Here is a 12,617-nt window from a genome sequence, read left to right on the forward strand (position 1 = left end):
TATCTTCTGCTTGATTGATACCATCGTTAGTAGTATCGATATTATCTTGGTTTTGATTCAATTCTGTGTTTTCGGTCATATTTTTGGCATTATCTTCATCGTTGGATGGCAAGTCAGTACGATTGCTCATAGGTTAATCCTATAGAATTTATACCCAGTTAAATGGTGCTTAATGATTTATTGGCTGTATTAGCACTAAAAAAGCAAAACCATTATCGGCTGGGAAATATTTAAGGTTTTGAAATGTGTGACGTTTACGCTAATTCAAATAAACGACTCTTAAAACGTCACTTAACATATATTGTCAAAAAAAGTGGTATGTGCGATCCATAGGTTAATCCTAGTTAGGATCGCTTTTTAGCTGAGCTCGGCAGTTTATGCAATTGGTTAATCATTAGTTCTGCTGCTTTTTGTTCAGCGATACGGCGGCTCTCACCAGATTCAGTAATATCAACACAGTTATTGATATTAACATGGCAACGTACAACAAAAATTTGATGCGGCGCGTTACCACGTGTTTCCATCAGCTCATAATGTGGCAGATCAAACTGCTTAGATTGTAGCCACTCTTGCAATCGACTCTTGGCATCTTTTAACGCTTTTTGGTCATTAACGTTGTCAATCAAATCACCATACCATGAGAGAACACAATCGCGAGTAATATCCAAATCTTGGCTGTCTAAATAAATAGCACCAATCAAAGACTCCACGGCATCAGCCAATATAGAAGCGCGATTGCGCCCACCACCTTTACGCTCACCTATCCCTAATATCAGATGATTAGAGAGCTCTAAGTTTTGCGCAATGATGACCAATGATTCTTGACGTACCAAGGTGGCACGCATACGAGTCAAGCGACCCTCATTTTGGCTAGGATAGCGATGATATAAAGCCTCACCCACAATCATTCCTAACAGAGCGTCTCCTAAAAACTCTAAACGCTCATAATTTTTTTTGCTATCAAATGAGCGGTGTGTCAACGCAAGTTTGGGAAGACTCAAGTCCTTAAACACATAGCCTAACTTGCGTGTTAATACGGCTAATTGTTGAATAAATTCTGAGCTAACAATCAGCGTGTCGACAGACGTGCTATTTTGTTGAGGAGTAGGAATCGCTTGGGAATGCTGCAAAGTTGGTTTCATGCGTGGCTTGTGGTTATCCCTTCTGTTTTACTGATTTGGTTAGTAATAGTATGGATTAATAAATATTATAAAAACATTTAGATATTAAAAAGTTTAAGAATGATCTAACACTCTTTTTAGTTACTCTGCTGTTGTCATATCGATATCACCTTCGAAGCGATTAACGATATCAACATTACCAAAGAAATTGTTGGTGACTGCATATTCTTTACGAATAGCCAATTGTCCCGTCTTTTTATCAATAAAAGTAAATACGTCTTCCGCCTGAGTATCATAATCAGCATTAATAGATAACTGTCTATTAACACGCTCGACAAACTGTTTGGCCGTCTCATTATTATTATTTGCCTCCTTAAGCTGTGCGCTTAAGGTCTTGGTCAATTGATAATCACCAATCTGAGCAGGTATGATAGCAACCATCAATTTGGCAGCAACTCCTAACACAAGAATAATTAAAACGATACTCGTTACGCTAGCACCACGCTGTGTGGCGATTCCAGATAATTGCTGCACTATGATATCCCTCTACTGGTAAACAACTATTTTTAGGAGCTACCGAAATACTAGGTAGCCATTTATTAGATAGCAACAATATTAGCATAAAACTATTATCGATAAATCAACCAATAGAGCATCTCATAATCTTAATTACATAATCTTAATCAATAGTACCATTGCGTTCAAAGGTTGGTAAATTAAGTCCGGGTGGCTTATGCATCCAGATATAAACCGCTTTACCCGCTAAATTCTCATCAGGAACAAATCCCCAAAACCGACCATCAGCACTACGATCGCGGTTATCGCCCATCACAAAATACTGACCTTTTGGAACGCTAATACGCCATTTAGTACCTGCTGAGCTAACCACTTCTGGCGATTGCTGCTGCAAAAATGGTGCATATTGAGAACTATTCATACCATTCAAGTAACGAACAAGATGCTTGTTTTCACCTTGTGTTTCCTGAAAGTATTGCGCCTCACCCTCTTCTTGCTCACCCATCGCTGCCGCACTGTCTTCGGTCAGTACTTGCCCTGGACCAATTTGTCCTGGTAAATAAAGCTGTGAGGTCAACTCAGGGTTTGCCGCAAAATCGACAGGCTTAGTGTCAACTGGGATATCATTGATAGAAAGTATTCCTTGATCATAACTAACAGTATCACCAGGCAAACCAATGACACGCTTGATATAATAAATACTTGGGTTTTTAGGATAGCGGAATACCGCCACATCACCATGCTTAGGCGCGCCCGTATCCAGCACTTTGTTATACGTCAGCGGTAGGCGCACCCCGTAGGCATACTTATTAACCGCAATAAAATCGCCCGTATATAATGTCGGCACCATAGAAGATGAGGGAATATTAAAAGGCTCAATCAAAAACGAGCGTACTATTAACACCACTGCCAATACGGGGAAAAAATCATAAGCCCAGCGTACCAAGAGACTTTCTTGACCACGCCCGCGAGTTTTACGTTGTTTCAGGGTCAGCTTATCTAATAGCCAAATAATACCCAAACCAATGGTTAATGGTACTAAAATTAAATTAAAATCGAAATCCATACTCAATTGCCTATTAACGAGCGACTTATCTGGCTATCTATACTATCAACTGCGCCACTAATTACACTAACAAAACTATCGTTGACCCGCAATTAGTAATGGCTTATTCAACCTGCAATACCGCTAAGAAGGCTTCTTGTGGAATCTCCACATTACCGACTTGCTTCATACGTTTTTTGCCGGCTTTTTGCTTAGACAATAGCTTTTTCTTACGCGACACATCACCGCCATAACACTTAGCCAAGACGTCTTTACGCATGGCTTTCACTGTACTACGGCCGATAATTTGACTACCAATTGCCGCCTGAATTGCCACATCAAACATCTGACGCGGAATCAACTCTTTCATCTTAGTCACCAATGCATTACCACGATAGCGTGATTGGGTTTCATGCACAATCATAGCCAAAGCATCAACTTTTTCGCCGTTAATCAGTACATCCACTTTGACCAGCTTATCGACTTGGTACCGTTCAAAGTTATAATCCAGTGAGGCAAATCCGCGTGAAACTGACTTTAGACGATCGAAGAAATCCATGACCACCTCGCCCATCGGAATATCAAAGATCAGCTGTACTTGACGACCCATAAAGCGCATATCAACTTGTACGCCACGACGCTCGATACAAAGCGTCATGACATTACCTAAGTAATCTTGCGGTACTAAAATCTGACAGCGGGCAATGGGCTCACGGAACTCTTCAATATTATTCGGCTCAGGGAGTCTTGATGGATTATCAACATACATGATATCGCCATTTTTCTTGACGATCTCGTAGATAACGGATGGCGCAGTAGTAATCAAATCCAAGTCATATTCACGCTCTAAACGCTCTTGGATAATCTCCATGTGCAGCATACCAAGGAAACCACAACGGAAACCAAAGCCTAGTGCATCTGAGGTATCAGGCTCAAAAAACAATGACGCATCATTGATTTGTAGCTTTTGTAGCGCTTCACGGAATTTTTCAAAATCAGTAGAATCAACAGGGAACATACCGGCATAGACTTGCGGCGTAATCTGTTTAAAACCTGGAATACGCTCAACGTCTGGCGTTTTGGCGTGGGTAATCGTATCACCCACTGGCGCGCCAGCGATATCTTTGATACCAGCAATAATGAAACCGACTTCACCCGCTTCCAAGATACCCGTATCGACAGGCTTGGGCGTAAAGACACCGATCGAGCCGACTAAATGCGATTCTTTGGTTGATTTAATATAAAGCTTATCACCTTTTCGGATAGTACCTTCACGTACCCGAACTAAAGACACAACGCCTAGATAGTTATCAAACCAAGAGTCAATAATCAATGCTTGTAGGGGTGCATCACGATCACCAGTCGGTGCAGGGATAAATTCAACCAATGCTTCTAGCAGTTTATCGACACCTAAACCCGATTTAGCAGAAACTCGTGGTGCATCAACAGCGTCAATCCCAATGATGTCTTCAATCTCTTGAATGACGCGTTCTGGCTCGACTTGTGGCAAATCAATTTTATTTAGTACCGCCATGACTTCTAGACCCTGATCAACGGCAGTATAGCAGTTAGCCACGGACTGAGCTTCCACCCCTTGCGCGGCATCAACGACCAATAGCGCCCCTTCACAAGCGGCTAGTGAACGCGATACTTCATAAGAAAAATCAACGTGTCCTGGGGTATCGATAAAGTTGAGCTGATAGCGCTCACCATTAGGATGATCGTAGAATAAGGTTACCGACTGCGCTTTAATGGTGATACCGCGCTCACGCTCAATATCCATGGAGTCAAGTACTTGCGCCTGCATCTCGCGATCTTGCAAGGCACCGCACATTTGAATAAAACGATCAGCAAGCGTCGACTTGCCATGATCAATGTGGGCAATGATTGAAAAGTTACGAATATTTGCTAATGCAGTCACAAAGCGCCTACTAAATTAAGGGTGATAGAATAATAAAATCAAGAAATAAATGCTGTCAGGCGCAACCGCTAAAATAGCTGTCCATCGTTAAAGAGAAAATAATTAGAATCAGCTTATTTGCCAATATTATCATCTCCAATCAACCGCTCAGGACGTCAACTCTTACGCGCAGGCATGAAAGAGTATTCTAGCAGTTTTCTACCATAAAGTAAGGCGATTTTATTAGCAGAAGGATGATTTACAAGTGAAGTTACGAGCGGATAACTGTACAGATAGAAAACGGGCGGCTTGATAGCACCTTACTTACTTCGACAAGACTCATGCTAACTGGATATGAACAATCAATAATCTACTGAGGGGTATTGGTTTTGGACAGATCGCTCTCTATGGGTTCACATCCTGCGCTATGCAGATATTTATGCATCCATGGTGACTTACCGTAAAAAGCCCCGTTGATCTGAGTTTGCTCTATCAAGTATTCACGGAATCTAAGATAAAACTCATTGTCTGGGCGGTTAGGTCGTTGCCAAAACTCATTAAGTGGTTTTTGATCTATCAGTTTCGGCGTATCATAAATCGCGCGACCCATGATCTTGGTAGGTTTTTTGTGATATACCGATTGCAAACCTGTCGTGCTATTGATGGTCACCATCCCAATACTGTGTTTCATCAAGGTTGGCAGGTGCATGTCGCAACCATAAAACACACGATCCGCCAGTTGATAGCGTCTAGCCAAGCTAAATACCAGCTCGCGATAATCTCGATGACCACGATCTAACGGATGATGCTTGAATACTAGTAATTGCTGCTTATCAGCATACTCTGCAAAGCTGGCAATAGACTCATCAATAAACTGCACCACATCACGATAGTCACTATGATGGGTAATCTGCGAGTCATTATGCACTTGTAAACTAATCAAAAAATAATTATTGCTTTGTTCTTTGGTCAGCTTATTTTGCAATCGCTTATCAGGTAAATACCCTCGCAATTTACGCCATGGTGCTTTGAGCCAAGCGATTGCTTCTTGCCACGCCGTCATACCGCGATAGTGCGAATAATGCGGATAGCGACTTTTGTATATCCAAACGATAATATAGTAGACAATCGCAGCGATACTCAAACGATAAAATCGATTGTGAGTATACAATGGTTTATCATTGGCTTTTTTGAGCGCTTTAATATCTGCCGTATTTAAGCGCGAATAGCCATTAATGCCATATTCTTGCAATGTAATGTAATCGGGACGCAAGTAGCCTTCTTCAAATACAAAAAAAGAGGTGCCCAACTGCTCACTGATATAAGCAGCTTGGGTGTGATGCGGACGACAATCACCAAAACAGACAATCGCATCAATACTATTTTCTTCGATGAAAGCCTGCAACCAAGAAGAGAACTGCGCTAATGTATCGGTATATTCATAGGTATTATCATGATGATAAAAGAATGCATCACCTGCATTAAAGTTAATCTTACTAACTTTAATATTTTGAGTTTGCAAAAATGTCGAAAAACGGTTAAAGAATCCGCCCATCTTTCCTTGTAACAGCAAGACGTGTCGATGAGTAAGCAAGTGAGACATCGAAGCTGCCATAGTATTGAATTACCATTAATGAGAAGATGAAGGATAAAAGCGGGATTATTTATTAAACAACTTGAATATTAAGCCGTGTGAATACACATCAATCATCACTGATTATACCGAAAAAGCCCCTACTTGTCGCAATGGATTTGCGTCACAAGTTTAGAATAAACTAACGAGATAGTTTACGCAGGCGCTGCTGCCATTGATGACGCTGCTGCATAAAACGAGTAGTCGCTTGGCGTTTAAAATTTTCAGATAGCGTGGGTAAAACTGAAGTCGCATGGTTAATCGAGCTATTTATAGGGTTAGATATTTGCGCTTGAGATTCTGTATTATGAATATCTTTAAGCAAAGGAGCGCTTTTAGGAGGGTATAAATAGTCAATCACTTGCTCTACTTGTGCAAGCCCGTAGCCATTAGGTAAACGATATAAGGGATAGCGAATAAGCGCACAATATAATAATTGCTCAAGCGTTAATGCAGTGTCGCGTTTCCGTCTCTCTAAATAGTCAGCTTTCGGTGAAAACTGGGCATCAATATCTGCCGTTAACCCCCAACCAGCATAAAACGGTAAGCCGTAGCAAGTAACGTCTAAACCGCGCAGCAACGCCTCAAAGCCAGTCAATGAGCTAATCGTATGTACTTCATCAACACACTCTAAGCAATCAGGCATCGCGGTATCATAGGCGACGGCACTGACCTGTTGTAAAAAATCTGCGCTAACCTTACCAGCCCTTAGTCCTGCTTCAACGTCAGGATGCGGCTTATAAATAAGATAAGCCTCAGGATTGTCTTGGCATACACGCTCAATCAAGCCGCTGTTGGTTTTGATCGTTGAGCCGCAGTACTGCACCGATAAATCATCTTCGACTTGACCGATGATAAGAATACGGCGCTTGCCAGATACCCTAGCCTCATGCATCCAAGAAGTATACTGGTTATTAGCACTGTCGACCTCAGCCCCAACATTGTATTTACTCACCCGCTGATTCAGCAATTTATCTTGCAGCTGTTGTACACGGACACTTTGCTGTGGGTTCAATACCTGACAATGGCATAGCAGCGTCTCTAAATCTGAAGGCTGGGTCGCATCATAATAAATGCCTTGCTTGTCTATGACGACCGACAACGGTGCTAACAACGTCGCGCCCAAACCATTTGATCGGATAAATCCATCTTCCATACAGTATATAGACGGTATGGATAAATGTGGCTGTTTCTCAAGCTTACGCTGTAATTTATTTTGTACTTGTTGCCGCTTAGCCAAACCCCACACTAATAGAGGCTGCTGATAATCAACACGAAAATGATCAGGATGCAATAAATTCTTGAGACGTGGCTTGGGTTTGATAAATAATGTCGTACGCGGTAGATTCGTAAAAGCTTTTACAAATGGTAATTTCCAGCGACTAAATTCATATATCGTGAGATCCCCTTCAAGGCGCGCTTGCCAATATCGATTAGTCACTAGCCATTCTATCGCTGTATCAATATCACAGGCTTGCTTGGTGGCTGGATCTACATAACGACTATAATCTATATAGGCGCTATAAAATAACGTTTCTAACGTCGCAGATATTTTTTTAGCAAATGATGTAGGAAACAACGCAGGATTTGAATGTCCCTGAGCCTCTAGCAGTTTGCTGACAAGTTTTTGACGACGTTTTTCGACCGCTTTAAGCAGCTTTTTGGGTGCGCCGCTGTCATCAGTTAGACCCCAGCCACTATACCAATTGACCCCGAAGCAATGTAATGCTTTACCTAACATCAACCCTTCAAAGCCCATATGTGAGCTGACCGTATAAACATGGTCAACTTGCTCTAATAGCTGTATAGGATTGAATGCTTGAGTTAATAGCCGAACCTGTTTAGGTAGTTTTAAACGGGTCAGGTATCCTGATTTTGACGCAGGATGTGCCTTTATCCAAATATGGGCATGAGGATGATTACGACACGCAGATTTTAACATCTTCTTAAACTGACGTTTATCCGCGCCCGCACCGGTGATAGAAGCATCACCAACCACTTGGTCAATCAATAAAACATGCGATTTCAAGGAATCTGCCGTTGTATTAGCGCCGTCTTCACTTATCAATTCATCCAAGGATGGACAATCGATCACTGCGTTATATTTACTGAGCTGCTCATTACAAATACGTGCCATCAATTGCCGCGCACGCGCGTCATCTATTTCATAATTATTAGGCGTAGTAGCATTTTTAGTACGCGCAATAATCAGCCGCTCAAGGCGTGAGTCATGCGTCGTATCAAAATAAATACCAAGGTCATCAACGACGACACTCAGGCCATGACGGCTACCAATACCAGAATCTAATGAGCGCAAAAAGCCATCTTCGACACTCAATGTCTCAAGCTTTTGCCGAGTAGCCACTTTATTAGCTCGTTGATAACTTTTTTTGCGACCCCAACCGATAAAGGCATCGGGTTGCTGACAAGAGAGAGAGGAACTGGACAAATGAGTTATCTGATTTTTTATCATGTTTGGTAATGGCAATGCAGACAGTAAATGCGTTTTATCTGCATTGATACGTTGCTGTATACCTGACCACGGATACCAGCGCTGAATATCTGCTTGCAATACCTGAGACAAAAGTACATTATTTTGACGCATACCTTTACCAATGAACGCCAAATGCTGTGGCAATTGGTATGGGGATGATGGCAAAAGCAAGGCATTATCAGAGTGAGAGGTCACTGCCACATTGACATCATCTGCCGCGCTTTTTGCCATTTTTAACACCCTTATTCATTACTTTTGCATCTATCTATGCAAATGACTTGTTCTCTTGTTATACAACTTTTCAATAATGGTTATAAATCGAGAACCACTTTGGCAGCAATGGCCAACTGATAAACAATTTGCGATAAGCCGCGAGCAATTTCTACGCGCTTGGTTTTGACTTTCGGTAATACCATAATCTCATCGCCTTGCTGGATACGATAAGCGGTATTGACCACCTCACTGGCGCCATTTTGATGGATAATCAAGATTTCTTTAACATCAGCATTGTCAGAGAAACCGCCTGAATTGGCAACATAATCACCAACGGTATAATCTGGATTAAAGGTCAGCGCGCCTTGTGCTCGTACTTGACCATTAACGGTAATGACAGACGTTTGCGCAGGTATCTCAATGATATCACCTTGCTGCAGAATAATATCCTGCCACGAATTCGGGACGACAACAATTTGACCCGTCGTTTTAACATTCCGCGCTTTGGCAACAAACTGCTTAACCAACGCTGCATCGTCTTGACGCAGTGCAGCTTCTTCACGAGTGGTCGACTGCGTGGCAAGCGTCAGCTCTTCTAGGCGATCGAGCGACTCATTAATCATGCGTTTTTGTTGCTCAGCAACAGACTCACGATAAATGGTCAGATGAGTCAGTTTAGCGAGTGGGCTTGGCTGTAGCTGTGGCACGATGTCCTTTAAGCGAGCACCATATGGTACAACCATGGCACCATTACCCGTATGCGCACCTTTTACTTGCACCGCAATTGTGCCCGCATAGCGATCGGAGGTAACTACCATCTGATCACCATTATAAACAGGCACGTTTTGAGCTTCTGCCAACGAGTAATATTCTGCCGTCTGCGCGCGTCCTGCACTGCGAGTGATACTAACGTTGGTCGCATTTGCTGCTGGATTGGCCACTTGCAATACATCACCAATGGTCAGATCGTTCACATCAAATTCAAAGGTATATTCGTTTTGGACTTGACCGCCTACTTCAAAGGTTTTTTTCTGCGGCGCGACCGTAATCACATCGCCGTCACGAAAAGAGAATGCTTGTAATTTACCCGCTAGTAAAAAATCATACAGGTTGACTTGCTGTAGCATTTGCCCATTACGTTTGATTTGAATATCAATATAACTACCACGTGTTGGGTCAACGCCGCCTGCTCTATCCAAATAAGACAATACAGAGTCTGCTGCTAAACCGCCGTAATAACCAGGTTGTTTAACGAAACCTGTTACAAATACTTTTACTGGCTGTGCTTGTTCTAATGAAGCATACACGCCAACGTTCGAGCGATAAATACGACTGACAGCACTTTTTACCACATTTTGTAGACTGCCATTTTGCACACCTGAGACACGTACTGGACCGATATTTGGCAAGAAAATATTGCCTTGTGGGTCGACGGTCATGGTAGCAGCATATTGATAAGCGCCCCACATCCGTACTTGGACGTTATCACCCGGGTTGATCACGTAACTGTCATTAAAGGTAGAGCCAGAGGTGGTCGAAAATGCTCCACGGAAGAGCTGCTCACCAAACATCATGTCTTGCGTATTGATTTCTTGATAGGGGCGCGTGGTATTGATGACTGACTGACTTGGCAAGCTTGAGGCATTAACCGCTTCTTGCGCGGTCGCCTGTCCTGATACACCACCTGCAAATGCCTGTGTTGAGACATTGATGTTATTGCTATTTTGGTCTTGACTCATGCTGTTATTGCTGGTGCCAAAGCTAGATCCTGAGATTTGATCAGCATAACTGCCTGCTGCTAGTGCTGATACACTGCTGGCTGCCATGGCCAAACTTAACACTTTTATCACGGTCACAATAGGACGTGGTTTCATATTCATGAGTGGTATTCCTTTGCTGATCTATCGATCATTACTGATATCTGGTGTGTTAAAACTAGCTACGATGATCACGGACAACCGCCATCACTAGGCGCACAAATCCATAAAGCATTAAAAGTAATGCTAGCGACGTCCAAATAATATAAGCACGGCGTGGATAAGTTGCTTCTTCAGCTTGATATGGTGTTGAGATGACAATCAAATTTTTCATCTTTTTAAAGGCTTCTAAACGTGCCTTCTCAAGTGAAGATAACGACAATTTATAGAGCTCAGTAGCGAAATCAACATCTGCCTTGATAGTCTCAAACTGTACCGCTTGACGGTTTAACTTGGTGGTATTCGGTGATGTCAGCTTGGTTTGCTCTTGGTTGATTTGCTCTTCGACTGCTTTAATCTGGCTTCTTAATGACACTACTTGCGGTGCATCTGGATTTAGATAGCTGAGTAATTGACGCTCTTCGGTACGTAATGAGCTTAATTGCGCTTGCAAACTACCAATCAGCTGATTCACAATTTGAGCATTGGATTGTGGATCGTAGATCTCATTTTCGTTTTGATACTTTAATAGCTGCTCTTTGGCATCATTCAGGCGATCTTGTGATTCATCTAACTGTGTCTCAGCAAATACCAGCTGATCACGAGCCACCTCTTGTGAAATACGGTTGACGAACTGCTCAGACTCATTGAGGATCGTTTTATTCAGCTCAAAAGCATACTTTGGATCAAAGGCTTCTGTCGATACTGACAGCACATAGCTTTGTTCATCAAGATTGATGTGTACACGCTTTTTGAAGTACTCAAGTAACTCTTCTTGTGTGGCATCAGGCTCAATCTCATTAAGCGGATCTGAGCCATCGACATGATACGCTTCGCGGAACTTGAACTTATTATCAAGGCGCTTCACCATATCATTGGATAGAATATACTCGGTCAGATAAGTCGCATCTTCTTTACTGGTACTGTTCACACCCAACAAGGCCGACAGTCCACCGCCAGAAGGCACACTGGTATCACTGACTTGTTTGACCACCACATCAGCCGTCGAAATAAACCGCGGATGAGCAATGGTCATGACATAAAATATCACCAATACCCAAGGGAGGACCACCAAGCCAATAAACAGCGAGAAGTCAATTATCTTATTTTTTCGCTTTGTGGACATGCTCTTCATATACCTCAATCGCTTCTGTTGTGTCTTCAAAGACGTGTGCTGTTTGATCCATTAGCACAATACCAATATCACAATTACGCTTAATATCACCGATGTTATGCGATACGATCAAAAACCCTGCTTGTTCACGGCGCGCGGCCAATATCTTTTCACTACGCTTACGAAAAGCCGCATCACCCACAGCGCCTGCTTCATCAAGCATATAATAATCAAAATCGAAGGCCAAGCTTAAACCAAACGTTAAGCGTGCTTTCATCCCTGAAGAGTAGCTTTTTACCGGCATATCAAAATAGTTTCCGATATCTGCGAACTCTTCGACAAAACGAATTTTTTCGTCAATATAGGGACCGCTTGAATAAAGACGGCAAACAAAGCGGACGTTTTGACGACCCGTCAAACTACCTTGGAAACCGCCGGCTACCCCTACTGGCCAAGAAATCGTCGAGTCGGTAATAATCTCTCCGTGATCAGGCTTATCTAGTCCGCAAATAATACGCAGCAAAGTCGATTTACCCGCCCCGTTACGACCGAGTAAACCAACACTTTTTTTATCACCAATGGTCAGATTCAAATCTTTAAAGAGATAATGCCGACCCTGTTTGGTCATAAAGGACTTAGAAACATTTCTAATTTCAATCATTCAC

The 12,617-nt window shown here is 42.5% G+C and carries 9 protein-coding genes; all 9 read right to left on the reverse strand.

The genetic code is table 11. The annotated features are described in order from the left end of the window. Positions 1–344 precede the first annotated feature (344 nt). Positions 345–1,142 carry a ribonuclease III gene (gene rnc, locus INT03_RS03840; RefSeq protein WP_055125735.1) on the reverse strand — a complete coding sequence of 266 codons (798 nt, stop codon included), beginning with the start codon at positions 1,140–1,142 and terminating at the stop codon, positions 345–347. Between the two features lie 120 nt (positions 1,143–1,262). Continuing rightward, positions 1,263–1,655, reverse strand: coding sequence for a DUF4845 domain-containing protein (locus tag INT03_RS03845; RefSeq protein WP_227685419.1), 393 nt, complete (start codon positions 1,653–1,655; stop codon positions 1,263–1,265). 145 nt (positions 1,656–1,800) lie between these two features. After that, a complete protein-coding gene (lepB, locus tag INT03_RS03850; protein ID WP_193007715.1) occupies positions 1,801–2,703 on the reverse strand; it encodes a signal peptidase I in 903 nt (300 codons plus the stop codon). A gap of 103 nt (positions 2,704–2,806) precedes the next feature. Then, positions 2,807–4,603, reverse strand: coding sequence for a translation elongation factor 4 (lepA, locus tag INT03_RS03855; protein WP_193007716.1), 1,797 nt, complete (start codon positions 4,601–4,603; stop codon positions 2,807–2,809). A gap of 349 nt (positions 4,604–4,952) precedes the next feature. Continuing rightward, the gene (locus INT03_RS03860; protein ID WP_226950227.1) at positions 4,953–6,185 is read right to left on the reverse strand and encodes a capsule biosynthesis protein; all 1,233 of its coding nucleotides are present in this window, start codon (positions 6,183–6,185) and stop codon (positions 4,953–4,955) included. A gap of 172 nt (positions 6,186–6,357) precedes the next feature. Continuing rightward, positions 6,358–8,940 carry a capsular polysaccharide biosynthesis protein gene (locus INT03_RS03865; protein ID WP_193007718.1) on the reverse strand — a complete coding sequence of 861 codons (2,583 nt, stop codon included), beginning with the start codon at positions 8,938–8,940 and terminating at the stop codon, positions 6,358–6,360. Between the two features lie 80 nt (positions 8,941–9,020). Then, positions 9,021–10,802 (reverse strand): polysaccharide biosynthesis/export family protein, encoded by a 1,782-nt coding sequence (locus INT03_RS03870; protein ID WP_193007719.1) that lies wholly within the window; start codon positions 10,800–10,802, stop codon positions 9,021–9,023. Between the two features lie 55 nt (positions 10,803–10,857). Beyond that, complete coding sequence (locus INT03_RS03875) at positions 10,858–11,964, reverse strand: capsule biosynthesis protein (protein ID WP_226950228.1); 1,107 nt, start codon at positions 11,962–11,964, stop codon at positions 10,858–10,860. Further along, complete coding sequence (locus INT03_RS03880) at positions 11,942–12,613, reverse strand: ABC transporter ATP-binding protein (RefSeq protein ID WP_193007720.1); 672 nt, start codon at positions 12,611–12,613, stop codon at positions 11,942–11,944. The genes INT03_RS03875 and INT03_RS03880 overlap by 23 nt, the downstream gene beginning before the upstream one ends. Positions 12,614–12,617: the final 4 nt, after the last annotated feature.

The organism is Psychrobacter sp. PG1, assembly GCF_014897815.1.
Lineage (GTDB): Bacteria > Pseudomonadota > Gammaproteobacteria > Pseudomonadales > Moraxellaceae > Psychrobacter.